Below are 23167 nucleotides of genomic sequence, written 5' to 3' on the forward strand. Positions count from 1 at the left end.
CGCGCGAGGCCCCGGCTCGGGGGCCGGGGCGGGGTGCGCTTGTGTCGGCCGAGATCTAGAAATGCGCCTTGGGCTCGTCGGGTTTGCCGGCGGCGATGGCCAGCAGGCCGGCCAGCCCGACGAAACCGACGGGGAAAAGCGTGAAGGGCCCAATGCCGAAGGTGTAGGCCATCAGCCCGGCCGAGATCAGCATCAGGATGCCGCCCCAGAGCGCCCGCGCCTTGGACATGGCCGCGCCCGCAATCGCCAGCAGCGGCGAGACGAAGCTGGCGGTGCGCACCAGACCTTCGCGGTCGAGCGCGGTGGCCAGCCCCTCCACCTCGCCGTACTCGCGGATGAATTCGGTATAGCCGAAGGTGAAGAAGCCCACGATCAGGGCGAGGCAGCCGCCGATGATGCCCAGTACAAGTGCCGCGTTGCGCATGGTCGTCTCCTGTCTGCGTTACGTCAGCGCCGCCTGCACGTCCTTGCCCCAGCCAAGGTAGAGCGTGCCGCCATTGTCGATCAGCGGGCGCTTCATCAGCGTGGGATGTGCGGCAAGCAATTCGAGCGGGTCCTTGACCCGTTCCGCCGCGTCGAGGCCGCGCCAGGTGGTGGAGCGGGTGTTGAGCAGGGCTGCGCCGAATTGTCCATGCGCCTTGGCGAGGACGTCGGCGGGCACGCCATCGGCGCGGACATCGCGAAACTGGGCATTCGGCAAGGATTTCAGCGCCTTGCGGCAGGTGTCGCAATTTTTCAGCCCGTAAAGGATCATCTCCGCTCCGCTCATGTTTTCATCACGTCTTCCCTACCTAAGCATCCGTGTCGCGTGTTTCACTTGCTTTTTACGTGATGCGCCCAATCTTCTTTCATGTGGTCTTGGATCTGCATCCCGCGGCCTTTGAGCCGACCAGCGGGAGCGCAGGCCCCCCTTGGCGACATGGCCCGGCATATCCGGGGAAGACAACGGCAAGAAGGAGAAGCGGAATGCCGACAGGCACCGTTAAATGGTTCAATACGACGAAGGGCTATGGTTTCATCGCCCCGGAAGAAGGCGGCAAGGACGTCTTTGTGCATATCAGCCAGGTGGAGCAATCCGGCATGACCGGTCTGGCCGATAATCAGAAAGTCGAATACGAGCTTCAGGAAGGCCGTGACGGACGGCCCATGGCGGTCAATCTCAAGGCGGTCTGACCCCGCCGCAGGCCCGCGCGACGCAGCAGATTTCAGGCCGGGTTCTCGGCCTGAACCTTATCCCAGTTTTCCCCCATCGCGACGATGCAGGACGTGCCGGTGGCATATGTCACCACGAGCGTCCAGCCGCCGCGATCATCCGTCCATACCTCCATCACCTGATCCGGACCTTGGGTGCCGCGCGCAAAGCGTGTTTCGCCGAATTGGCGCGACAGCTTTTGCGTCAGGGTATGGCTGGGTTCGCAGAGAATGTCGGCGATCGGGCTGGTCGCCGTCGCGGGCGTCGCGCCGAGCGCGATCAGCGCAAGGCCGGTGATGTGCCTCAACATGGGGCTGCTCCTGTTCGTGCCTGGACCCCGAATGTAACAGATCGATGACAGTGCGTATAGCCCTCGTATATACGGAGGCTATACTCGCACCGGGAAGCCGACGGGCTTTGCGCCATGAAAAAGGGCGCGCCTTGCGGCCCGCCCTCTGGGTGAAATCCGTTTTCCGTCAGCCGCGGCTCAGAAGCAGCCCTTTTGGCCTTCGGCGCAGTTATGCGACCGGCGTGACTTGTAGACATGGTGCTTTTTCGCCGGCGCGGGGTGCTGCATGACCTGGCGATAGCTTTGCGACTGGTTCGGGGTGCCGCAGGAGATCATGCCGCCAAGCGACACCGGTTGCAGGCCGCCGGGGCAGTAGTTTTCCTTGGAATGATAGGGATAAAGCTTGCCATCAGCGAGCGCCGGCCCGGCAGTGACGGTCGCGGCCAGGGCAACCAGAATGGGTTTGAGAATGCGCATAATGTCCTCGTTCGTTATGAATTTTTCAGCACGTCCCACGGATACCAGATATGGTACGCGAAGGTTGGGGTGTGTCAATTTCTAATGTGGAAACGACTGGTGCAGTTGCATGGACAAAGGCACTGCCGGGACGCGCCCGACCTGGAGGGCGCTTTGGTCGTAAAGGTCAGTGTGCCGCCGTCAGGACCGCACGCCGAGCATATGGCGAAGGACATCGCCATCGCGCCCTCCGGGGGGAGGTCGGGCGCGGCCCGGCAGAGCCGGGCGGGATGGTCGATCAGCGTTTGCGCAAGAGTTCGACGACCTCGCACCGCGGGTCTTCGTCCTGAAGCACGAAGCGAGTCGTCTCGACCCACTCCGCTGCTTCATACTCCGGAAACCACGTATCGGCATCCTCGACGGCCAGATCCACCTCGGTGATCACCAGGCGGTCGGCGCGGGGCAGAAGGGCGTCATAGATCCCGGCCCCGCCGATGCCGCAGATATGGGCGTAGCCGGTATCATGCGCGGCGGCGATGGCGCTGTCTACTGAGCGGTGGACGTGCTCGGCGCCTTCGGGGCTGCCGGAGGACACGACCAGATTGAGCCGGTTCGGCAGGGGCCGGAATTTCGCGGGCAGGCTTTCCCACGTGCGGCGGCCCATGATGCAGGCCGTGCCGGTGGTCTCGCGCGAAAAGAACTTGAGGTCGGCGGGGATGTGCCACGGGATGCCCCCCTGCCGCCCGATGGCGCGGTTGCGGTCGGTCGCCACCACCAGCGAGATCATCAGACCGCCACCGGCGCGGGAATATGCGGGTCGGGGTCATAGCCCGTGATCTCGAAATCCTCGTACCGGAAGTCGAAGATCGATTTGACATCCCGGGTGATCGTCAGCTTGGGCAGCGGCTTGGGCGTGCGGGAAAGTTGCAGTTTCACCTGATCCACGTGGTTGGAATAGATATGCGCGTCGCCGAAGCTGTGGACGAAATCGCCGGGCTCATAACCCGTGACATGCGCCAGCATGTGCAGCAAGAGCGCGTAGGAGGCGATGTTGAACGGCACGCCGAGGAACATGTCGGCCGACCGCTGATAGAGTTGCAGGTGCAGCTTGCCCCCCGCGATGCGCACCTGCCAGAGCGTGTGGCAGGGCGGCAGCGCCATGTCGGGCACGTCGCCGGGGTTCCAGGCCGAAACGATCAGGCGGCGGCTGTCGGGCGTGTCGCGGATCATCTTCATCAGGGTTTCGATCTGGTCGATCTCGCCCACCGGCCCCGGCCAGTGGCGCCACTGGTGGCCGTAGACGGGGCCCAGATCGCCATTCTCATCGGCCCATTCATCCCAGATGGAAACGCCCTTTTCCTTGAGGTAGGAGATGTTGGTCTCGCCCGAGAGGAACCACAGAAGCTCGTGGATGATCGAGCGCAGGTGCAGTTTCTTGGTGGTCACCAGCGGAAAGCCGTCGGCCATGGCATAGCGCGATTGCAGCCCGAAGGCCGAGATCGTGCCGGTGCCGGTGCGGTCGGTCGAGGGCACGCCATGCGCCATCACATGGGCCAATGCGTCGTGATATTGCTTCATCGGGTCTTTCCGCCTTTGGGCATTCGCGGGGCGTGGACAACTAGTGCGAGTCGCACTCCACTATATCTTGCGGGGCGGCGCAAACAATCCTCCAGATCGGGTGGCGGTTGCAAGGCCACACCCCCTGATTTTCCGTCTTCAGCCTGCGAGAAAAACTTTGACTTTGCCCGCTAGACCCCTGACTCTTGGGCAAAACAAAGAAAAAACGAACACATATTGAGGGCAGTACTCATCATGAACCGTTTCGTGGCATCACTCGTGCTGCCGGCGTTCCTGCTGGCATGTGGCGGGGGCAGCAACCCGTTCGATCCCGACCCTACGGCACCGGACCCGACCGTGCCGGACGAAGACAACCCGGTTACTGACGCGGGTATCCCGACCGCGCTGGCCGGCGACGTGGGCCGCATCAGCTTCAACGCGACCGCTGGAACAATGACAGTGACGGGCCTGACACAGGACGGCACGCCCGTTCCGCTGACCTATCGGCGCCGCCCGGGTCTGGACCGGAACGGCTATCAGGCCTACACGTACCAGGACGACCCCCTTGACCGCCATGTGACGGCCTATGCCGCCGAGGCGAACAACGGCTCTGGCGTGCGTGGCGGCATCGCCGTTTCGGGCGGACCGCGCAACCGATTTTTCGGCGGTGGCTTCTACGAACGCGACGGCGCCTATTCTCCCGGCACGGGGCAGGTCAGCTATGCCGGCAATTATGTAGGTGTCACCAATGGCAACGGCAGCAGCGAAGACCTGGCGCCCGTGCCCGGCACCACCCCCGGCCAGTTGCGGCCGTCACAGGCCGCCGAGGTCACCGGCCGCGTTTTCCTGAACGCAGACTTCGCCGATGGTGCGGTCGAAGGCAACGTCATCAATCGCCAGATCGTCGACGGCGGCATCGCCTTGCCGTCACTGGTGCTGATCAATACGCCGATCGACAGCGAAGGCACCTTCCTGGGGTCGGTGGAATACGAAAGCAGCGAGTTTCCCGGGGAAAACGTTGTCGGCCAGACCATAGGGTCGTATGGCGGGATCTTCGGCGGGACAAACGCCTCCGGCGTGGCCGGTATCGTGCGCCTTGAAGAGTTCGACGGACCGAACGACGTCGTACTGGGTGCCGACTCGGAAGAGGAATACGGTGTCTTCGTGCTCGACCAGTGTGGCCAACCTGTCCAAGATACCGTGGGCTGTGCCGGCACCAACCCGTAACGCACGCGGTGCCGCCGCATTGGCGCTGATGGCGGCGCTTTCGGCCTGGGGTCTTTCGGCCCCGGCCGAAGACAGCGTGGAGATATCCCTGCCCCAGGCGCAGGCGCTGGCCGTCGAGGCGCTGAAGCAGAACCGCCCGAAACTGGCGTATCAGCTGAGCGAGGGCCTGCTGCAGGCCAATCCGCGCGACGGACAGGCGCATTACACCCAGGCGCTGGCCTTCGCCCAGGTCAAGGCCTATGGGTTCGGTCGCAAATCCGCGCGCAAGGCGTTCAATACGGCCCAGACACAGGTGCAGAAATACGAGGCGGCGCATCTGGCCTCGCAGATGGCCTATGCCGACGACCGGCTGACCCTGTCGCAGTTCTGGCTGCGCCGCGCGGTGCAGCACGCCCCGACCGAGGAGGTGCGCAAGGACTCGATTAAGGCGTTCCGCACGGTGCGCGCGCACAACCCGCTGAATTTCAACTTGAAATTCTCGGTCTCGCCGTCGGACAATGTCAACAACGGCTCCAACAGCCCATACAATATCATCGACGGCGTGCCGGTGGTGGGCGTGCTGTCACCCAGCGCGCAGGCCATCGACGGCATCGTCGCCACGACCGATCTGCAGGCCAGCTACCGCATTGCCTATGGCGAGCGGTTCATGACGCGGCTGACCGGGCGGGCCTATACGCGGCAGGTGAAATTCAACAATGCCGTGCCGGGGCTGAGCGGATCGGACATTTCGTCCACGCGGTTGCAGGCCGGGGTGAACCATATCCTGGTCGACCCGTCGAAGCGCGGCCAGTGGGAGTTCGACCTGACCGGCGGGCGCATTTGGTACGGCGACAGCCCGCTTTACGATTTCGCGCGGCTTGGGATCGAACGGCACAATCGGCTTGGCGAGAACTCGCGCCTCAGCTTTGGCGGCGCGGTGGAGTTTCAGGAAGACGAGACCTGGCCCTACAACGACGCCACGCAATACGAAGGGTTCGCGCAGCTGAGCTACAAGCTGGCGAACGGTGCCCGGATAGGCGGGTATCTCAATTACCGCACCACCGACACCGACGGAGTGAACCAGGCGCGCGACCAGTGGACCGGGATCGTCAGCTACACGATGGGGCGCGAGATCGGACCCGCGCTCTTGAGCTTTCAGCTGGGCCACAGCATCGTGGATTACGACCGCTACCAGATCATCGGCCCCGTCCCAGGCGGGCGCAGTGACAACAGCACCTTCGGCGGGGTGACGGCCAGTTTTCAGGACTGGAGCTATATGGGGTTCGTGCCGACGGTGTCTTTGAACGCCGAACAGACGCGCTCAAACATCAGCCGCTTCGACGTGGACGAAACCTCGGTCAGTTTCGGCATCCGTTCGGAATTCTGACGGCCCCTGCCCCGCTCTGGACAGCGGGGCGCTTTCGGCTAACTGTGGCTGGGAACCCGAAACACGAAAAAGGAGCCGCACGCTTATGGCGCTGAAATACCTGCACACGATGGTCCGGGTGAAGGACCTGGAAAAATCCATGGCGTTCTACGAACTGCTGGGCCTGAAAGAGACCCGGCGGATGGACAGCGACGAGGGCCGCTTTTCGCTGATCTTCATGGCGCCTCCGGGGCAGGAGGAATGCCCGGTCGAGCTGACCTACAACTGGGACGGCGACGACGCGCTGCCCGACGACAGCCGGCATTTCGGACATCTGGCCTACCGCGTCGATAACATCTACGAGATGTGCCAGCATCTGGCCGACAACGGCGTGACCATCAACCGCCCGCCGCGCGACGGGCACATGGCGTTCGTGCGCAGCCCCGACAACATCTCGGTCGAGCTATTGCAGGAAGGCGACGCGCTGGAGCCCGCCGAGCCCTGGGCCAGCATGGAAAACACCGGGCACTGGTGATGGGTCTGCGCCGCCTTGCATTCGTCCTGGCGGCGCTGGCCGCCACGCCTGCCCTCGCAGACCCGCTGGCCCAGGCGGCGGCGGAGCAGGTGGGCGTGACAGTGATCTATGACCCGGCCTATGTGGGGCTGGAGTTTCCCGGCGGGGACGTGCCGCGCGACCGCGGTGTGTGCACCGATGTTTCGATCCGGGCCTTGCGCGATGCGCATGGGATCGACCTGCAACTGGCGGTCAATCGCGACATGAAGGCCGATTTCGGGGCCTACCCCGCCCTTTGGGGATTGAGCACGACCGACCGCAACATCGACCACCGGCGGGTGCCGAACCTGGAAACCCTGCTGCGCCGGATCGGCGCGGCGGGGGAACCGAGCGATGACCCGGACGATTTCGCGCCAGGCGATATCGTCAGCTGGCGGCTGGCGGGATCGGGCCTGCCGCATGTCGGGATCGTGGCCGAGGGCCGCAGTGCTGATGGCGCGCGCCCGCTGGTGACGCACAACATCGGTCGGGGGACGCGGACCGAGGACATCCTGTTCGACCATGACATGGTGCTGCGCGCGCGGCTGGATGCGGCGGCGCGGGATCGGCTGCGGGCGTTGGCGCAATGAGGGCGTGGCGCGCCCTGGCCCTTGCGCTCTTGGCGCTGCTGCCGATCCGGGCCGGGGCCGAGGGGTGCCGGCTGGCGCTGGTGTTGGCGGTGGATGTGTCGTCGTCGGTGGATGCCGCCGAGTATGATCTGCAACGGGTCGGGCTGGCCGCCGCGCTCGATGCCGAGGAGGTGCGTCACGCGATCCTGCGGGGGGCACCGGGGCACGTGGCGCTGGCAGTTTACGAATGGTCGGGGTTCTACCAGCACAAGCTGCAACTGGACTGGTCGGTGCTCGACAGCCCCGCCGCGATCGACGCCGCGGTCGAGACCCTGCTGAAGATGCGGCGCAGCCATGACGAGTTTCCCACCTCGATGGGGCCGGCGCTGGGGTATGGCGCGAGCCTTTTGCAGAACGGGCCGGTCTGCGAGCGGCGGGTGATCGACGTGTCGGGCGACGGGGTGAACAACTATCGCTACGGCCCGCGCGAGGCCTACCGGCATTTCCCGATGCAGGACGTCACCGTGAACGGACTGGTGGTGCTGGGCGAGGACCCCAGCGTGCTGACATGGTACGGGGCCGAGGTGCTGCACGGGCCGGGCGCGTTTCTGGTGGTGGCCAATGGGTTCGACGAGTTCACCGAGGCGATGACCCGGAAACTTTACCGTGAAATCAACGACATCATCCTTGGCAGCGTGACGCGGCCGGGACCGCACGGATGAGAGCGCGGGCGGCGGTGCTGGCCTGTGCCGCGCTGTGGCCGGGGCTGGGCCAGGCCGAGTGCCGGCAGGCGCTGGCGCTGGGGATGGATGTGTCGGGATCGGTCGATGCGACGGAATACCGTCTGCAAACCGACGGGCTGGCCGCGGCACTGCTGGCGCCGGATGTGCAGGAGGCGTTTCTGGCCGTGCCAGAGTCGCCGGTGCGCCTGATGATCTTTGAATGGAGCGGCGTTCGGGACCAGCGCCTGCTGCTGGACTGGACCGAGATCGACCGCGCGGCGCGGCTGGCTGAGGTTGCGGCCCGCCTGCGCGCGACGCGCAAGGCCAAGGGCGACGATCCGACCACGGCGATCAGCGCGGCGATCCTCTACGGTGTCGCGGCGCTGAACCGTCAGGCGGGGTGTTTTCGCCGAACGCTGGACATCTCGGGCGACGGGCCGGCCAATATCGGGCTGCACCCGCGCGACCTGAACGACGCCGATCTTGGGGATGTGACCGTCAACGGGCTGGTGATCGGGCCGCAATCGCGCTCGAACACCTCGAAGAACCTGCACAATGTCAAATCGCTGGAAGGCTACTACCGGGCCTTCATCCTGCAAGGGCCCGGCGCCTTTGCCGAGGTGGCCGAGGACCATGCCGATTTTGCCGCCGCCATGCGCCGCAAGCTGATACGCGAGCTGCAACTGCCGAACCTGTCCCGGCTCGTGCCGCCACAGCCCGCGGGCCTGCGCCTGCCTCAAGGCGTTTCGCATTTGCCCTGAGTTTTCAGCCAAAGGCGAAGCGCGTGCATCACTCGAAAAGTGCGCAGCGCTTCGCGATAAGCTGACTCCCAGGTTTTTCGCGATCCGTTTCAGTAGATATAACGGATCTGGTCGGTCCAGTAGCGTTCGACCCGGCGCAGGGCGCCGGTGATCTGGTCGATGCCGTCATGGGTGATGACACCGCGCGATTGCAGCCCTTCGGCGTGCCGTTCGAACAGGCCCGCCACCACGTCGCGGATGCCCCGCCCCTTCTGCGTCAGCCGCACGCGGACCGAGCGGCGGTCGATCTCGCAGCGTTGGTGATGCATGTAATCCATCTCGACCAGCTTCTTGAGGTTGTAGCTGACATTGCTGCCCTGGTAATAGCCGCGCGTCTTGAGTTCTCCCGCCGTCACCTCGTTGTCGCCCACGTTGAAGAGCAGCAGCGCCTGCACCGCGTTGATCTCCAACACGCCGATCCGCTCGAACTCGTCCTTGATGACATCCAGAAGCAGCCGGTGCAGCCGCTCTACCAAAGACAGCGCATCGAGATACCCCGTCATGAACCCGTCCGACTGCACGGCAGTCGGCATTTGTTGTTGAAAACTCATCCTCGTCTCCATGCGATACTGCTCGGAGACCGGTTTTGCAAATAAAGCCGAATAATCGGTTAAATGCCGCCAATACAGTGTAAAATGCGAGCTATTTTACGGCTTGCGTCACCCGGCGGAGACGGCACGGACCTGCCCGATCAGCGGGGCCAGGTGCGCCGGCGGCGCGGTCTGCCCGGTGATCCACTGGTAAAGATCCTGGTCGTTTTCCTCCAGCAGCACCTCGTAAAGGTCCAGCTCGGCCGGTGACAGCGCGGCCAGACGCGCCTCGGAGAAGCGCATCAACAGGATGTCCATTTCCTTGGTGCCGCGTCGCATCGACCGCATTCGCAGCCGCTTCAGCCTGGTGTCGCCGGTCTCGGTCACGGGCTGTATCAGACCCGGTCCTGCAGGGCCTTGCGCAGGGTCTTTTCCAGCCGGCCCAGCCGTTCGGCGGTGCCGACGATCTGGGTGCGCAGGGCGCGGATCTCGGTCATCATGGCGGTCACGTCGGCATCGGCCTCGGTATCGGCGGGCGCGTCGGGGCCGTCGCCCTCGCCCATCAGAAGCCAACGCAGGCTGACATTCAGCAGGCCCGACACGGTCGACAGCTTGTTGGCGCGCGGTTCGCTGATGTCGTCTTCCCACCCCTGAAGGGTCTTGAGCTTGACGCCCAGGCGCTGTGCCAGTTGCTTTTGCGTCATGCCCGCCGCCTCGCGTGCGCCCGCAAGCCGGTCCCCAAAGGTGGTGGCATCGGGATCGAACCAGTCAGTTTGCGTCTCGGCGGTCATGATCTTCCTTTCCGGGGGTTGGCCCATCGAATGCGTCTTGCCTAGCATACGGGCCATGACCTACGAAGACCACAGCCGAAAAACCACCCGAGGTGCGACATGAATCCGCTATCCGCGACATTGGCCCGCGTGAAACCTTCGCCGACCATGGCGATTTCCGCCAAGGCCCTGGAAATGAAGGCCGCGGACGAGGACGTGATCGGCCTGAGCGCGGGCGAGCCGGATTTCGACACGCCGGAAAACATCCGCGCGGCAGGCATCCGCGCCATCGAGCAGGGCCGCACGCGCTATACCGCGCCCGACGGCATCCCCGAGCTGAAGGACGCGGTCTGCGCCAAGTTCAAGCGGGATAACGGGCTGGACTACACGCGCGCGCAGGTCAGCATCGGATCGGGCGGCAAGCAGATCCTCTACAACGCGCTGATGGCCACGCTGAACCCGGGCGACGAAGTGGTGATCCCCGCGCCCTACTGGGTCAGCTACCCGGACATGGTGACGCTGGCGGGCGGCACGCCTGTGATCGTCGAGGCGGGGATCGAGACCAGGTTCAAGCTGACAGCGCGGGCGCTGGAGGCGGCGATCACGCCCAAGACCCGCTGGTTCATCTTCAACTCGCCGTCGAACCCCACCGGCGCGGGCTATTCCTGGGACGACCTGAAGGCGCTGACGGATGTGCTGATGCGGCATCCCCATGTCTGGGTGATGACCGATGACATGTACGAACATCTGGCCTATGGCGATTTCCGCTTCTGCACGCCGGCGCAGGTGGAGCCGGGCCTTTACGAGCGCACGCTGACCTGCAACGGGGTCAGCAAGGCCTATGCGATGACCGGCTGGCGGATCGGCTATGCCGCCGGCCCCGAGGTGCTGATCGGCGGGATGCGCAAGATCCAGTCGCAATCCACCTCGAACCCCTGTTCGATCAGCCAGTGGGCGGCGGTCGAGGCGCTGAACGGCACGCAGGATTTTCTGGCGCCACATAACGAGATCTTCGTGCGCCGCCGCGACCTGGTGGTCGACGCGCTGAACGCGATTCCGGGCATCACCTGCCCGCGGCCCGAGGGGGCGTTCTATGTCTATCCGTCGATTGAGGGCCTGATCGGCAAGACCAGCGCAGGCGGCACGCGGATCGACAGCGACGAGGCCTTCGTGACAGCGCTGCTGGAGGAAACCGGCGTCGCGGTGGTGCATGGCGCGGCCTTCGGCCTGTCGCCCTATTTCCGTGTCAGCTATGCCACATCGGATGCCGCGCTGAAGGAGGCCTGCGCCCGGATAGAGGACTTTTGCGGGAAATTGTCGTAGTGAGTCAGGCGATTAACCGACGCCACATCGAGACGCATGGGAGACCCGCTTGAGCGGCGAGTTGCCAGACTATTACTTCCGTGTCCGTGAAAACGGGGCGTTCGTGTTTCGCGTGGACACCGAGAACCGCCAGCGGCGGATCGAGATGGACCAGATCGCGGTCATCAACATCAAGAACGGCCAGGTCAAGCCCCATGGCGACCGCGAGCTTTCGGATGAGGATGCGCGGGTCATCAAGGAATGGATGGATGCGCGCACCGAATTGCTGGCGCGGCGGGACATCGACGACATTCACCGCGCGGTGGACTACCTGAACCTGACCACGCATTGGGCGCAATCGCGGGCCACGGCCGAGCAGCTGGAAGACGTGACCGACGCGCTGTTGCTGGCGATGCACGACCTGCGGACGGTGCTGGTGCGCAAGAAGGCGGACCGGATGCTGGCCGAGGACAAGGACGACGATTAAGCCACCAATTTCCGCGCGGAAATTGGCCCGGAAAATGCGTATTTTCCGGAACAGGATTTACGCAAATCCTGTTCCATTTTCTTGCAAGAAAATGCTGCGGAAATTTGCAAATTTCCGCCCCCGTCTTCAGTCCTGCGACAGCCGTTCGCGCAGCGCGGTCTTGACCACCTTGCCGTAGTTGTTCTTGGGCAGTTCCTCGACCGTGATATAGGCCTTGGGACGCTTGAAACGGGCAATCCGGGCCAGGCAATGGGCATCGAGCGCAGGCTCATCCAGCGTTTCTCCCTTGGGCACCACGAAAGCCACCACCTCCTCGCCCCATTCGGCGCTCTTGCGGCCCACCACGGCCACCTCGGAAACGTCGGCGTGGGTCAGCAGCGCCTCCTCGACCTCACGCGGATAGACGTTCTGCCCGCCCGAGATGATCACGTCCTTCGAGCGGTCCTGCAACGTGAGATAGCCCTCGGCATCGAGGCACCCCATGTCGCCGGTCATCAGCCAGCCGTCGCGGATGGTCTCGGCCGTGGCGGCGTCGTTGCGCCAGTAGCCCGGCATTACCAGGTCGCCGCGCACCATGATCTCGCCCACAGCACCAGGCGGCAGGGGGTTGCCCGCCGCGTCGCCCACGCGCAGTTCGACCCCGGCCTGGGCGCGGCCCACGGTGGCAAGTGCGCGGCGCGCGGTCACGTCCTCGCGGCTCAGCGAGGTGATCGCCATCGGCGCCTCGCCCTGGCCGTAGATCTGAATGAAAACCGGGCCAAACACGTCCAGCGCCGCCTCGATATCGGCCACGTACATCGGTCCGCCGCCGTAGACGATGCTGCGCAGGCCGGTGCCGTCGCGGCGCTGCTCGCGCGCATGGTCGGTCAGGCGGCGGACCATCGTGGGCGCGGCGAACATGTGCACCCGTCCGAAATGCGCCGCGAGGTCGAGGATCTCGCCCGGGTCCACGCCGCCGCTTTCGGGCACCACGTGGCGCGCGCCCATGAGGACATGCACCAGGCTGTAGAGCCCGGCTCCGTGGCTCATCGGCGCGGCGTAGAGCGTGGTGTCTTGGGGGCCGACCGTATCGACCGAGGCGAGGTAGGCCAGGCTCATTGCCTGAAGCATCCGGTGGGTGATCTGCACGCCTTTGGGCCGCCCTGTGGTGCCCGAGGTGTAGAAAAGCCAGGCCAGATCCGACGGCGCCCGCGGCACGAGGGATAGCGCGTTGCCCGTGATTTCCTCCGGCGCTGCGACCGGACAGGCGACGCCCGGCAGCGTCTCGGCTTGAGCGCCTGTCGCGATGCAGAGCGACGCCCCGGCATTGTCAAGGATCCAGGCCACCTCTTGCCCGTGCAGGCGGGCGTTGACCGGCACGGCCACCGCACCGGCGATCCAGCAGCCATAAAGCGCCACGAGGTAATCGGGATGGTTCGCCATGAAGAGCGCCACGCGGTCGCCGGGACGCAAGCCGCGCGTGGCCAGTCCGCCGGCGAAGGCGGCCGCACGGGCGTGAAGCCCGGCGTAATCGGCAACGCTTTGCGTGCCGTGGAAAAGCGCGGGCGCGGTCCCGCGTGTCTCTGCCTGGCGCTCAAGCCAATGGGCGATGTTCATGCGCAACCTCGCGGCCGACCTGGTGCCGCCAGTGTTTCCGCGACCGCCGGTCTGTGCAATCGCAAACTCTGCCCGGCCATCGCGCCGCGCGCCTTGGATGGCGAAAAGCCACCGGCGCGCGATGCCATTGATTTTCCCCTCGCAATCCGGCGCCAAATGCCCCAGATTTCCTTGCAAATAGGCGCTTTCAAGTGGGCCCGTCCTGGCCTATAAGCGCGCAAAACAAGACAGGCGTGGCCGGACGGGACAGCGGGCCGCGACCCAAGCTTCGAGGATACGGGATGCCGGACAAGACTTCCAAGACGAACCACGACGCGGATGTGGCGTTTATCAAGGCGCTGGCCGAAGTGCTGAACGACAACGACCTGACCGAACTGGAGGTCAAGCGCGAATACGGCGACGACGACACGCTGAATGTCCGCGTCAGCCGCAAGCAAAAGGTGGTTCAGCAGATGGCGGCGCCTGCCCCGGCCCCCTCTGCCGCGCCGTCCGCCCCGGCGGCCGCACCGGCCTCCGAGCCTGCCGCGCAGACCGAGGACCCGGCCAGCCATCCCGGCGCGGTCACTTCGCCCATGGTCGGCACGATCTACATGCAGGCCGAACCCGGCGCGCCTGCCTTTGTCTCGGTCGGCCAGCAGGTGGCCGAGGGCGACACGCTGCTGATCGTCGAGGCGATGAAGACCATGAACCACATCCCCGCCCCCCGTGCCGGGACCGTGAAGCGCATCCTGGTCGAGGACGGCGCCGCGGTGGAATACGGCGCCCCCCTGATGATCATCGAATAAGGGCCAGGCGATGTTCGACAAGATCCTTGTGGCAAACCGGGGCGAGATCGCCCTGCGGGTGATCCGCGCCGCGCGCGAGATGGGCATCCAGAGCGTCGCGGTCCATTCCACCGCCGATGCCGACGCGATGCATGTGCGCATGGCCGACGAATCGGTCTGCATCGGGCCGCCGCCAAGCACCGAAAGCTACCTGTCGATCCCGTCGATCATCGCCGCCTGCGAGGTGACGGGCGCGCAGGCCATTCACCCCGGTTACGGTTTTCTGTCCGAGAACGCCAATTTCGTGCAGATCGTCGAGGACCACGACCTGATCTTCATCGGCCCCACCGCCGAGCATATCCGCATCATGGGCGACAAGATCAGCGCCAAGGATACGATGAAGGCGCTTGGTGTGCCCTGCGTGCCCGGATCGGAGGGCGGCGTGCCGGACCTGGCCGCGGCCAAGGCCCTGGGCGACGAGATGGGCTATCCGGTGATCGTGAAGGCCACCGCGGGCGGTGGCGGGCGCGGCATGAAGGTGGCGCAGACCGCCGCCGACATGGAAAGCGCCTTTCTGACCGCGCGGTCCGAGGCCAAGGCGGCCTTTGGAAATGACGAGGTCTATATCGAGAAATACCTGACCACGCCGCGCCATATCGAGATCCAGGTCTTCGGCGACGGCAAGGGGCGCGCGGTGCATCTGGGCGAGCGCGACTGTTCGCTGCAACGGCGGCACCAGAAGGTGTTCGAGGAGGCCCCCGGCCCCTGCATCACCGAGGAAGAGCGCGCCCGGATCGGCAAGATCTGCGCCGATGCGGTGGCCAAGATCAATTACGCCGGCGCGGGCACGATCGAGTTTCTGTACGAGAAGGGCGAATTCTATTTCATCGAGATGAACACCCGGCTTCAGGTCGAACACCCGGTGACCGAGACGATCTTCGGCGTCGACCTGGTGCAGGAACAGATCCGTGTGGCCGAAGGGCTGCCGATGTCCTTTGCCCAGGAGGATCTGAAAATCAACGGTCACGCCATCGAGGTGCGCATCAACGCCGAGAAGCTGCCGACCTTTTCGCCCCGGCCGGGCAGGATCACGCAGTTCCACGCGCCGGGGGGCCTGGGCGTGCGCATGGATTCGGCGCTCTATGACGGCTATTCGATCCCGCCCTATTACGATTCACTGATCGGCAAGCTGATCGTCCACGGCCAGGACCGTGCCACCGCGCTGGCGCGGCTGAACCGCGCCCTGGGCGAGCTGATCGTGGACGGTGTCGATACCACGGTGCCGCTGTTTCACGCGCTGTTGCAGGAGGCCGACATCCACTCGGGCGACTACAACATCCACTGGCTGGAACACTGGCTGGAAACCAACCTGCAAGACGGCTGAGCCCGGCCCGCAAGGCCGGCAACCCCGCAAGGAAGACGCGCGAGGTCGTGCCCGGTAAGGACGCTTTACGCCGTCCGCGCCACGTCCGAACGCGTCTGTTTCGGGGCAATTGCTTTTCCGAGGCCTGCGGCACACGCCCGACCGCCCGTCCGACATCGCGCCGACCGAGAGCGTTTCGCCAATGCCCCGAGGCATCAGCCGAAGGCGAAACACGCGCACCGATTGAGTGTCGCGCGGCGTTGCATGGGCACGCCGTGTTTCAGGCGTATCGCGAGACGCATCAGGGCCTCGGCCCGCATCCCCCGTGCCGTCCGCTTAGCTGTCCCTGGCAATCAGCGTGAAGCTTGCGCGGCAGATCGGCCCGGTGCGGTAGTAATCCGACAGGCCGTCGCGCAGGGCCGGGGGCAGTTGGGTCCAGTCTGTCCAGTCCACCTCGAACCCCGCCGCCTCGGCGGCCTGGGTGATCGCACCGCGGCTGGGGATCATGTGCGGCGGACGGGCCGTGCCACCGGTGGCGCGGCGCGGTTCCAGCCGCAGGATGGGATCGTCGGAATTCGCCACCATCCCGTCGCCCAGCACCATCCGGGGGCGCAGCGCCGCGACATCGGCAAGGATGCCGTAGAGGTCGCCGACATCGCGCAGCACGTCCATCAGCACCACCAGTTCGAACCGCCTGGCCCTGTCGGCGGCGTCCTGCAGAAAATCGAGCGGGGCGGCATGGCGCATCTCGACGCGTTCGCGGGCACCGATCGCGGGCAGATCCTCGAACCGGGCGACAAGGTCCGCCTGCGCCTCGACCCCCACGACCTGCAACGCGCCGGCCTGCGCGAGGTCGGCACACCAGTGGCCATCGCCCGCACCAAGGTAGAGCACGCTGCTGTCGGTGATCACGTGGCGGAAACAGTCGAACAGCATCCCGTACCGCGCCTGGCGCCGGTTGGCCCGCTGTCGCAGTGTGTCTTGCACCGCGCCGTTTTCGTCAGATGTGCCCGGGGCGGGCGTGTCGTTCAGGCCGTCCATGTCATCTCCTTTGCCATGCACCGTGCAAAGGCGTACCATACGACCCTGTAACGAAGCGTAAACGCCGCCCCGCCCTGCCCCGCCATCCGGACGCCGATGTCAGACCGCCAGCCGCCTCTAGATCCAGACCTGTTGTTGCAGGCCTACGCCGCGGGAATTTTTCCGATGGCCGAGTCGCGCAACGATCCCGACCTTTTCTGGGTCGATCCACGATTGCGCGGCGTTCTGCCGCTGTCGGAGTTCCATGTCTCGCGATCGCTGGCGCGGCGGCTGCGGCGCGGGGCCTATTCCGCCACGCTCAACGCCGATTTCGCCGGCACCGTGGACGGCTGCGCCGACCGGGCCGAGACATGGATCAACGGGCCGATCCGGTCGCTTTACCTCGAGCTGCACGCCAGGGGCCACGCCCATTCGCTGGAGATCTGGCAGGACGATGTGCTGACCGGCGGCGTCTACGGCGTGACGCTGGGCGCGGCGTTTTTCGGCGAAAGCATGTTCTCGCGCCGCACGGACGCGTCCAAGCTGGCGCTGGCGCATCTGACGGGGCATTTGCGGCGTTGTGGCTTTCAGCTTTTCGACACGCAGTTCCAGACCGAGCACCTGGCGAGCCTGGGGGCGCAGGAGATTCCCCGCGCGGAGTATCGCAAGAGGCTGGGCCGCGCGCTGGAGGCGGAGGCGGATATCAACCACCCGCCCTTCGATCCGTCCCCTTACTGGGTCATGCAGCGCAATACCCAGATGTCGTAGCGTTGATGTTCCACCGCGTTCAGCGCGGGCGCCGAGGCCAGCATCCAGCCCGAAAAGATCGGCGGCGCGCTTTCCTCGGGGTGGATGGTGAGAAAGGCATAGGCGTCGCCCGCCGGGTTGCCCGCGGGATAGCGGCATTCGCCCAGTTCCACGCGCATCCGGCCGATGCTTGCGGCGCTGGCATTGGCGATTTCCAGATCGCCGGTTTCGGTGGTGATCTTGTCGACCCAGCGCAGCACGACGCCGGTGCCGACCTCGACCTGGTCCTGCGCGGCGGCGGGCGCGGCGAGGGCCAGCGCCACGAGGGCGGCGGCCGGAAAACTGCGATACCGGAGGATCATTCGGAGGCCTCTCCGCCCGTGTCGTCGCCCGCGATGAACTTGGTCAGCAGCGCGATCAGGCTGACGGAGCCCTGCGTGAACTCGATCTCGTCGCCGGCGGCGAAGTAGAAGGGCGAGCCGCCCGGCAGGATCTCGACGAAATTGCCGCCCAAAAGCCCCTCGGAGCTGATCGCAAGGGCACTGTCGTCGGGCACCTCGATGTCCTCGCGCACGGTAAAGACGGCGCGGGCGCGGTAGGTTTCGGGGTCAAGCTGCATGTCGGTGACGCGGCCCACCTTGACGCCGGCCAGGCGCACATCGGTGCCCACGTCGATGCCGTCGGCGCTGCGGAAGCTGGCGCGCAGCTCGTATTCCGGCGCGGTGCCGGAAAAGCCGCTGACCTGCCCGGCATAGATCACGAAGGCAGCGGCGACGGCCAGCACGGCCCCGCCGACGGCGACCTCTGTCATGTTCTCGCTGGCCATGGGCGGCTCCTGGCTGATGCGGTCGGGGTTACTCGGGGCTCCACGCCTCGTAGTCGCGGCGCTCGGCCGGATCGGCGCGGCGGATCGAGCCGGCGGGCGCATAGGCCAGCGCGGTGCCGGTGAGGTTTTCCTCGTGCGGCTTTTCCCACGGCTTGCGCTTCAGCGGCGCCTCGGTCGGCGGCTCCTTATAGGTGTGATGCAGCCAGCCATGCCATTCGGGGCTGACGCGGCTGGCCTCGGCTTCGCCGTTGAAGATCACCCAGCGGCGCTTGCCGTCGGAGGTCTGGTAAAAGATGTTGCCCTGTTCGTCCTCGCCGACCTTCATGCCCTTGCGGCGGGTGTGAATCATCGTGTTGAGCGTGGCGCCGTTCCACCATGTGACGGCGCGCAGAAGCGAGGTGAGCAGACCCATCGTGATCCTCCGGAATATCCCTGGCCCGGGTATGCCGCAGATTGCCGGCAAGGTCCAGCCCGGACACGGCCGCCGCGGCCGTGTGCCCGGCATGGTTGCGCCAAGTCGGACGCTCATTGGCATCCCTGCGTGCCGATTGCGCCCGGGACCATTTTCTTTCAAAGAAAATGGGCAAGAAAATTCGAATTTTCTTGCCCAAATTTTCCAAAAAATTTGTGCTCTCGAAGGCACGCCGCCGGATCAGCCCGCGCTGGTGCCTTCCTTCTTGGTCTCGGCATGAACCATGAGCGGTGCCGCCTCGGAGGTGACAGCCTCTTCGTTGACCACCACTTCCTCGACATCTTCCATGCCGGGCAGCTCGAACATCGTGTCGAGCAGGATATCCTCGAGGATCGAGCGCAGCCCGCGCGCGCCTGTCTTGCGTGCGATCGCCCGCTTCGCGATTGCGTTCAGAGCATCCTCGGTAAAGCTCAGCTGGACATTCTCCAACTCGAACAGACGCTGATACTGTTTGACCAGTGCGTTCTTCGGCTGGGTCAGGATCGTGATGAGCGCATCCTCGTCGAGGTCCTCCAGCGTCGCGATGACCGGCAGGCGGCCGACGAATTCCGGGATCAGGCCGAATTTCAGCAGATCCTCGGGTTCGAGGTCCTTGAACACCTCGCCCACGTTGCGCGCGTCATTGTCGCGCACATCGGCGCCAAAGCCCATGGCGCTGCCCTTGCCGCGCTGGCTGATGATCTTGTCGAGTCCGGCAAAGGCGCCGCCGCAGATGAACAGGATGTTCGTGGTGTCCACTTGCAGGAATTCCTGCTGCGGATGCTTGCGCCCGCCTTGCGGCGGCACCGCGGCCACGGTGCCTTCCATCAGTTTCAGAAGCGCCTGTTGCACCCCCTCGCCCGAAACGTCGCGGGTGATCGAGGGATTTTCGGACTTGCGGGTGATCTTGTCGACCTCGTCGATATAGACGATGCCGCGCTGTGCGCGCTCGACGTTGTATTCCGACGACTGCAACAGCTTGAGGATGATGTTCTCGACATCCTCGCCCACATACCCCGCCTCGGTCAGCGTGGTGGCGTCGGCCATGGTGAAGGGCACATCGAGAATCCGCGCCAGCGTCTGCGCCAGAAGCGTCTTGCCGCAGCCCGTGGGGCCGATCAGCAGGATGTTCGACTTTTGCAGTTCGATGTCGTTCTTGCCGGAGTGATTGAGGCGCTTGTAGTGGTTGTGTACCGCCACGGACAGCACCCGCTTGGCGGTGAACTGCCCGATCACGTAATCGTCCAGCACGTCGCAGATCTCGCGCGGGGTGGGCACGCCGTCGGTGGCCTTCAGCCCGGCGGTCTTGGTCTCTTCGCGGATGATGTCCATGCACAGCTCGACGCATTCGTCGCAGATGAACACCGTCGGGCCCGCGATCAGTTTTCGGACCTCGTGCTGACTCTTGCCGCAGAAGCTGCAGTAGAGCGTGTTCTTGCTGTCACCGCTGGAGTTATTCGCCATTCTCGCACCTTTTGACGTCTTGCGTCACGTATCCGACCCTTCGTGTTGCGCCATCTGTGGGATGTGGCCGGATCAGCCGGCCTTCGCGCGGGTCTTGGGTTTCTCGTCCGTCCCGGCTAGCTTAGGGCAGAGCGTTTGGCACCTCAATGTCAAAATCGCCCCTGCCCCGTTCCAGCCCGACCGTGCGGATCAGCTGCCTTCGTCGTCGCCTTTCGCCCGGTTTTCCACGATCTCGTCGATCAGGCCCCACTCCTTGGCCTGCTCGGGAGACATGAAGTTGTCGCGCTCCAGCGCCTCCTCGACCTTCTTCAGGGATTGTCCGGTGTGTTTTACGTAAATTTCGTTAAGACGCCGTTTCAGCTTCAGCGTTTCCTCGGCGTGGATCATGATGTCCGTGGCCTGGCCTTGGTAGCCGCCCGAGGGCTGGTGCACCATGATTCGGCTGTTGGGTAGCGAAAAGCGCATCCCCGCCGCGCCCGCCGTCAGCAAGAGGCTGCCCATGCTGGCGGCCTGGCCGATGACCAGCGTGCTGACCTTGGGCTTGATGTACTGCATCGTGTCATAGATCGACAGTCCCGAGGTCACGACGCCGCCGGGGCTGTTGATATACATCGAGATTTCCTTGGAGGGGTTTTCCGCCTCGAGGTGCAGAAGCTGCGCCACGATCAGGCTGGACATGCCGTCATGCACCGGGCCGTTCACGAAGATGATCCGCTCCTTCAGCAGGCGCGAGAAGATGTCGTAGGCCCGTTCGCCACGGCTGGTCTGCTCGACCACCATGGGGACGAGCGTGTTCATGTAGGTTTCCATCGGGTCTGTCATGTTGCCTGCCTCTTGATGCGCATGGTCCGGGCCGTGGATCGGCCCGCGTCGCAGTGAACCTTATGCGTGGGCCGGGGGGGCTTCAAGAGCGACCGGCTATTTTCGGTCGCGCAGTTCCACGCCCCGGGCCCGTGCCGGTCAGACACCGTCACAATGAAGAAATCGTTAAGTTTTTTCGGGGTTTTGACGGTTTTCGACGCGCCGCGCGCTGCGACAAAAAATGTCCCGCTATGTCAATCTGGCGCATTGCTCATCCTCGCGGAGCATTCTAGAACCATTCTCGTGTTGCGGGACACGCTGCGGAGGAGTCTGACCGGCCCTTCGCCATTCGGTGTCCTTCGTATAAATGACCAGCAGGAGGCACCCAGATGGCAGACGCAGCCATTCACGGCCACGGACATGAAGACAATCGCGGGTTCTTCACCCGCTGGTTCATGTCGACAAACCACAAGGATATCGGGATTCTCTACCTGATCACGTCGGCTTTCGTCGGCCTGATCTCGGTGGCGTTCACCGTCTACATGCGGCTCGAACTGATGGAGCCGGGCGTTCAGTACATGTGCATGGAAGGTGCGCGGTTCACCGCGGCAGCCGCCGGCGAATGTACCCCGAACGGGCACCTGTGGAACGTCATGATCACCTATCACGGTGTGCTGATGATGTTCTTCGTGGTGATCCCCGCCCTCTTCGGCGGCTTCGGCAACTATTTCATGCCGTTGCAGATCGGTGCGCCGGACATGGCGTTCCCGCGCCTGAACAACCTCAGTTTCTGGCTTTATGTCACCGGCACCTCGCTGGGTGTCGCCTCGCTTCTGGCGCCGGGCGGCAACGGGCAGCTCGGCTCGGGCGTGGGCTGGGTGCTTTATCCGCCTCTGTCGACCAACGAGGCGGGCATGTCGATGGACCTGGCGATCTTTGCCGTGCACGTGTCGGGCGCAAGCTCGATCCTGGGCGCGATCAACATGATCACCACCTTCCTGAACATGCGCGCTCCGGGGATGACGCTCTTCAAGGTGCCGCTGTTTTCATGGTCGATCTTCGTCACCGCGTGGCTGATCCTGCTGTCGCTGCCGGTTCTGGCGGGCGCGATCACCATGCTGCTGACCGACCGCAACTTCGGCACGACCTTCTTCGACCCGGCCGGCGGTGGGGACCCGGTGCTCTATCAGCACATCCTGTGGTTCTTCGGTCACCCCGAGGTCTACATCATCATCCTGCCCGGCTTCGGCATCATCAGCCACGTCATCGCGACCTTCGCGCGCAAGCCGATCTTCGGCTACCTGCCGATGGTATGGGCGCTGATCGCCATCGGCTTCCTCGGCTTCGTCGTGTGGGCGCACCACATGTACACCGTGGGCATGTCGCTGACCCAGCAGTCCTACTTCATGCTGGCCACTATGGTGATCGCGGTGCCGACGGGCGTGAAGGTGTTCAGCTGGATCGCCACGATGTGGGGCGGCGCGATCGAGTTCAAGACGCCGATGCTCTGGGCGTTCGGCTTCCTGTTCCTGTTCACCGTGGGCGGCGTCACCGGCATCGTCCTTTCCCAAGCGGGCATCGACCGGGCGTACCATGACACCTACTACGTGGTGGCGCACTTCCACTACGTGATGAGCCTGGGTGCCGTGTTCGCCATCTTCGCGGGGGTCTACTTCTACTTCCCCAAGATGACCGGACGGATGTACCCCGAATGGGCCGGCAAGCTGCACTTCTGGGCGATGTTCATCGGTGCGAACCTGACCTTCTTCCCGCAACACTTCCTGGGACGTCAGGGGATGCCCCGCCGTTACATCGACTACCCCGAGGCCTTCGCGGTCTGGAACTACTGGTCGTCGATCGGTGCCTTTCTGTCCTTCGCCTCGTTCATCTTCTTCTTCGGTGTGATCGCCTATTCGCTGTTCCGCGGCGCCAAGGTGACCCAGAACAACCCGTGGAACGAATATGCCGATACGCTGGAATGGACCCTGCCCTGCCCGCCGCCCGAACACACGTTCGAGCAGCTGCCCAAGCGGGAAGACTGGGACAAGCAGCCCGCGCACCACTAAGCGGCGGCTATCCAGCCTGAACCAACACGTAGGCCCCGGAGCAATCCGGGGCCTGTTTCGTTCAAGAAAGGCGTTGCGGGATGGCGTGACCCTTTTGCTGGTCAACGGTGCCACCGGGGGCGGCCAGACACGGCTGTTGCTGGGCGTCAGCCGGATGGCCCATCCGGCGGGGAGTGCCGCGATGGTCGCGCTTGCGGCGCTGACCGCATGGTCCTTTCTGCGGCACCTTCGCACCCGGCGGTGACAGTGCGACGATGCAGGGCATCACAA

At 64.7% G+C, this 23167-nt stretch carries 30 protein-coding genes; 14 read left to right on the forward strand and 16 right to left on the reverse strand.

What is annotated here, in order from left to right; all coding sequences use genetic code 11:
* Positions 1-55: 55 nt before the first annotated feature.
* Together XM53_RS03080 and XM53_RS03085 are read right to left on the reverse strand one after the other, a co-directional pair.
* Positions 56-424 carry a hypothetical protein gene (locus XM53_RS03080; RefSeq protein ID WP_057790114.1) on the reverse strand — a complete coding sequence of 123 codons (369 nt, stop codon included), beginning with the start codon at positions 422-424 and terminating at the stop codon, positions 56-58.
* A gap of 18 nt (positions 425-442) precedes the next feature.
* Complete coding sequence (locus tag XM53_RS03085; RefSeq protein ID WP_057790116.1) at positions 443-754, reverse strand: arsenate reductase family protein; 312 nt, start codon at positions 752-754, stop codon at positions 443-445.
* A gap of 212 nt (positions 755-966) precedes the next feature.
* Here XM53_RS03085 and XM53_RS03090 point away from each other — a divergent pair, with 212 nt between their 5' ends.
* A complete protein-coding gene (locus tag XM53_RS03090) occupies positions 967-1173 on the forward strand; it encodes a cold-shock protein (RefSeq protein WP_057790118.1) in 207 nt (68 codons plus the stop codon).
* A 32-nt stretch (positions 1174-1205) separates the two neighbouring features.
* Here the strand turns inward: XM53_RS03090 and XM53_RS03095 are convergent, their stop codons facing one another.
* The 4 genes from XM53_RS03095 to XM53_RS03110 form a co-directional block, all read right to left on the reverse strand.
* Positions 1206-1502 carry a hypothetical protein gene (locus tag XM53_RS03095; RefSeq protein ID WP_057790119.1) on the reverse strand — a complete coding sequence of 99 codons (297 nt, stop codon included), beginning with the start codon at positions 1500-1502 and terminating at the stop codon, positions 1206-1208.
* 177 nt (positions 1503-1679) lie between these two features.
* On the reverse strand, positions 1680-1958 hold the full coding sequence (locus XM53_RS03100) for a hypothetical protein (protein WP_236544401.1): 279 nt from the start codon (positions 1956-1958) through the stop codon (positions 1680-1682).
* 277 nt (positions 1959-2235) lie between these two features.
* On the reverse strand, positions 2236-2724 hold the full coding sequence (locus tag XM53_RS03105) for a dihydrofolate reductase (protein ID WP_057790121.1): 489 nt from the start codon (positions 2722-2724) through the stop codon (positions 2236-2238).
* Positions 2724-3515: a thymidylate synthase gene (locus tag XM53_RS03110; protein ID WP_057790123.1), complete on the reverse strand. Its 792-nt coding sequence runs from the start codon at positions 3513-3515 to the stop codon at positions 2724-2726. The genes XM53_RS03105 and XM53_RS03110 overlap by 1 nt, the downstream gene beginning before the upstream one ends.
* 234 nt (positions 3516-3749) lie before the next feature.
* Between XM53_RS03110 and XM53_RS03115 the strand changes: the two genes are divergently transcribed.
* The 6 genes from XM53_RS03115 (at position 3750) to XM53_RS03140 (ending at position 8671) form a co-directional block, all read left to right on the forward strand.
* Entirely contained in the window at positions 3750-4721 is a 972-nt protein-coding gene (locus tag XM53_RS03115; RefSeq protein WP_057790125.1) for a hypothetical protein, read from the forward strand.
* Positions 4702-6087: a surface lipoprotein assembly modifier gene (locus XM53_RS03120; RefSeq protein ID WP_144435430.1), complete on the forward strand. Its 1386-nt coding sequence runs from the start codon at positions 4702-4704 to the stop codon at positions 6085-6087. The genes XM53_RS03115 and XM53_RS03120 overlap by 20 nt, the downstream gene beginning before the upstream one ends.
* 85 nt (positions 6088-6172) lie before the next feature.
* The gene (locus tag XM53_RS03125) at positions 6173-6601 is read left to right on the forward strand and encodes a VOC family protein (RefSeq protein WP_057790130.1); all 429 of its coding nucleotides are present in this window, start codon (positions 6173-6175) and stop codon (positions 6599-6601) included.
* Complete coding sequence (locus tag XM53_RS03130) at positions 6601-7209, forward strand: DUF1287 domain-containing protein (protein WP_057790132.1); 609 nt, start codon at positions 6601-6603, stop codon at positions 7207-7209. The genes XM53_RS03125 and XM53_RS03130 overlap by 1 nt, the downstream gene beginning before the upstream one ends.
* A complete protein-coding gene (locus XM53_RS03135; RefSeq protein ID WP_057790134.1) occupies positions 7206-7910 on the forward strand; it encodes a DUF1194 domain-containing protein in 705 nt (234 codons plus the stop codon). The genes XM53_RS03130 and XM53_RS03135 overlap by 4 nt, the downstream gene beginning before the upstream one ends.
* Positions 7907-8671, forward strand: coding sequence for a DUF1194 domain-containing protein (locus tag XM53_RS03140; RefSeq protein ID WP_057790136.1), 765 nt, complete (start codon positions 7907-7909; stop codon positions 8669-8671). The genes XM53_RS03135 and XM53_RS03140 overlap by 4 nt, the downstream gene beginning before the upstream one ends.
* Before the next feature lie 89 nt (positions 8672-8760).
* Here the strand turns inward: XM53_RS03140 and XM53_RS03145 are convergent, their stop codons facing one another.
* From XM53_RS03145 to XM53_RS03155, 3 genes are all read right to left on the reverse strand, one after another.
* Positions 8761-9261 (reverse strand): MarR family winged helix-turn-helix transcriptional regulator, encoded by a 501-nt coding sequence (locus XM53_RS03145; protein WP_057790138.1) that lies wholly within the window; start codon positions 9259-9261, stop codon positions 8761-8763.
* A gap of 108 nt (positions 9262-9369) precedes the next feature.
* Positions 9370-9627, reverse strand: coding sequence for an FAD assembly factor SdhE (locus XM53_RS03150; RefSeq protein WP_057790140.1), 258 nt, complete (start codon positions 9625-9627; stop codon positions 9370-9372).
* A gap of 8 nt (positions 9628-9635) precedes the next feature.
* Complete coding sequence (locus tag XM53_RS03155; RefSeq protein ID WP_057790142.1) at positions 9636-10031, reverse strand: helix-turn-helix domain-containing protein; 396 nt, start codon at positions 10029-10031, stop codon at positions 9636-9638.
* Positions 10032-10130: 99 nt separating this feature from the next.
* Between XM53_RS03155 and XM53_RS03160 the strand changes: the two genes are divergently transcribed.
* Together XM53_RS03160 and XM53_RS03165 are read left to right on the forward strand one after the other, a co-directional pair.
* Positions 10131-11333, forward strand: a complete 1203-nt coding sequence (locus XM53_RS03160; RefSeq protein WP_057790144.1) for a pyridoxal phosphate-dependent aminotransferase — start codon at positions 10131-10133, stop codon at positions 11331-11333.
* Between the two features lie 49 nt (positions 11334-11382).
* Complete coding sequence (locus XM53_RS03165) at positions 11383-11799, forward strand: hypothetical protein (protein ID WP_057790146.1); 417 nt, start codon at positions 11383-11385, stop codon at positions 11797-11799.
* 126 nt (positions 11800-11925) lie between these two features.
* Here XM53_RS03165 and XM53_RS03170 read toward each other — a convergent pair whose 3' ends face one another.
* A complete protein-coding gene (locus XM53_RS03170) occupies positions 11926-13395 on the reverse strand; it encodes a class I adenylate-forming enzyme family protein (protein WP_057790341.1) in 1470 nt (489 codons plus the stop codon).
* Positions 13396-13676: 281 nt separating this feature from the next.
* On the opposite strand from XM53_RS03170, the gene accB reads away from it, so the two are divergent.
* Both accB and accC read left to right on the forward strand, forming a co-directional pair.
* Positions 13677-14180, forward strand: a complete 504-nt coding sequence (gene accB / locus XM53_RS03175; RefSeq protein ID WP_057790148.1) for an acetyl-CoA carboxylase biotin carboxyl carrier protein — start codon at positions 13677-13679, stop codon at positions 14178-14180.
* Positions 14181-14190: 10 nt separating this feature from the next.
* A complete protein-coding gene (gene accC, locus XM53_RS03180) occupies positions 14191-15543 on the forward strand; it encodes an acetyl-CoA carboxylase biotin carboxylase subunit (RefSeq protein WP_057790150.1) in 1353 nt (450 codons plus the stop codon).
* 315 nt (positions 15544-15858) lie between these two features.
* On the opposite strand, the gene XM53_RS03185 is transcribed toward accC, so the two are convergent.
* On the reverse strand, positions 15859-16563 hold the full coding sequence (locus XM53_RS03185) for a methyltransferase domain-containing protein (protein WP_057790152.1): 705 nt from the start codon (positions 16561-16563) through the stop codon (positions 15859-15861).
* A gap of 96 nt (positions 16564-16659) precedes the next feature.
* On the opposite strand from XM53_RS03185, the gene aat reads away from it, so the two are divergent.
* Positions 16660-17310, forward strand: a complete 651-nt coding sequence (gene aat / locus XM53_RS03190; RefSeq protein WP_057790154.1) for a leucyl/phenylalanyl-tRNA--protein transferase — start codon at positions 16660-16662, stop codon at positions 17308-17310.
* On the opposite strand, the gene XM53_RS03195 is transcribed toward aat, so the two are convergent.
* The 5 genes from XM53_RS03195 to XM53_RS03215 form a co-directional block, all read right to left on the reverse strand.
* A complete protein-coding gene (locus XM53_RS03195) occupies positions 17274-17651 on the reverse strand; it encodes a DUF2155 domain-containing protein (protein ID WP_057790156.1) in 378 nt (125 codons plus the stop codon). The two genes, aat and XM53_RS03195, sit on opposite strands and share 37 nt — an antisense overlap.
* The gene (mlaD, locus tag XM53_RS03200; protein WP_057790157.1) at positions 17648-18115 is read right to left on the reverse strand and encodes an outer membrane lipid asymmetry maintenance protein MlaD; all 468 of its coding nucleotides are present in this window, start codon (positions 18113-18115) and stop codon (positions 17648-17650) included. The genes XM53_RS03195 and mlaD overlap by 4 nt, the downstream gene beginning before the upstream one ends.
* Before the next feature lie 28 nt (positions 18116-18143).
* Entirely contained in the window at positions 18144-18527 is a 384-nt protein-coding gene (locus XM53_RS03205) for an NADH:ubiquinone oxidoreductase subunit NDUFA12 (protein WP_057790159.1), read from the reverse strand.
* 240 nt (positions 18528-18767) lie between these two features.
* Positions 18768-20030 carry an ATP-dependent Clp protease ATP-binding subunit ClpX gene (gene clpX / locus XM53_RS03210; RefSeq protein WP_057790161.1) on the reverse strand — a complete coding sequence of 421 codons (1263 nt, stop codon included), beginning with the start codon at positions 20028-20030 and terminating at the stop codon, positions 18768-18770.
* 189 nt (positions 20031-20219) lie between these two features.
* On the reverse strand, positions 20220-20852 hold the full coding sequence (locus tag XM53_RS03215; protein WP_057790163.1) for an ATP-dependent Clp protease proteolytic subunit: 633 nt from the start codon (positions 20850-20852) through the stop codon (positions 20220-20222).
* Positions 20853-21220: 368 nt separating this feature from the next.
* Between XM53_RS03215 and ctaD the strand changes: the two genes are divergently transcribed.
* Positions 21221-22897: a cytochrome c oxidase subunit I gene (gene ctaD / locus XM53_RS03220; RefSeq protein ID WP_057790165.1), complete on the forward strand. Its 1677-nt coding sequence runs from the start codon at positions 21221-21223 to the stop codon at positions 22895-22897.
* An 85-nt stretch (positions 22898-22982) separates the two neighbouring features.
* The gene (locus XM53_RS23375) at positions 22983-23141 is read left to right on the forward strand and encodes a hypothetical protein (RefSeq protein WP_160321353.1); all 159 of its coding nucleotides are present in this window, start codon (positions 22983-22985) and stop codon (positions 23139-23141) included.
* Positions 23142-23167: the final 26 nt, after the last annotated feature.

It is taken from the genome of Roseovarius atlanticus, assembly GCF_001441615.1.
Taxonomy (GTDB): Bacteria; Pseudomonadota; Alphaproteobacteria; order Rhodobacterales; family Rhodobacteraceae; genus Roseovarius; species Roseovarius atlanticus.